We start from the raw sequence: 657 nt of genomic DNA, 5'->3' as shown, positions 1-657 counted from the left end.
TCGCCTCTTACTGCCAAGGCATCCACCGTCTGCGCTTCTCTTCTTGACCATATAACCTCAATCAACTCAATGTCATACAATCCTCAATACAACCATCACCATCAGAAATAGTCATACCAAAACGCTTGTGTTACCTCAATCTCTACCATATTGTTAATGAACTTCTGGAATACCCAGATTAAATAACTCTCTACATGAAAATCATTTGATTTGGATTACCTTTAACTAGACTCTAGTTTCTAGTGTGGTGGAGCCGGGGAGGATCGAACTCCCGACCCCCTGCGTGCAAGGCAGGTGCTCTCCCAGCTGAGCTACGACCCCTCTTCTTTTGCTTCAGCTTTTCCACTTATGCTTCGTTGTCGCTATTCGCGCACTTAGTCACATACCCATGTATGCTCCTTCGCTTGCTCATAACGACGCCTCGCCTAAGACGAAAACCCTCGCAAAAGCTTTTAATCGGCTTCTTCTTTCATCGCTTGAAAACAAACTGTGTGGGCGCTTTGGGGTGTCGTGCTTTTTTTCATTTAAGGAGGTGATCCAGCCGCAGGTTCCCCTACGGCTACCTTGTTACGACTTCACCCCAGTCATGAATCACACCGTGGCAAACGTCCCCCCAAAGGTTAGACTATCCGCTTCTGGTGCAACCCACTCCCATGG

The 657-nt window shown here is 47.5% G+C and carries 1 tRNA gene and 1 rRNA gene; both read right to left on the bottom strand.

The features are described 5' to 3' along the window. Nucleotides 1-245: 245 nt before the first annotated feature. Nucleotides 246-321 (bottom strand) — tRNA-Ala (locus E1O52_RS12990). Between the two features lie 204 nt (nucleotides 322-525). Next, a 16S ribosomal RNA gene (locus E1O52_RS12985) occupies nucleotides 526-657 on the bottom strand; the annotation flags it as partial.

The organism is Legionella nagasakiensis, assembly GCF_900639915.1.
GTDB lineage: Bacteria > Pseudomonadota > Gammaproteobacteria > Legionellales > Legionellaceae > Legionella_A > Legionella_A nagasakiensis.
This window is presented reverse-complemented; position numbering and strand designations above follow the sequence as displayed.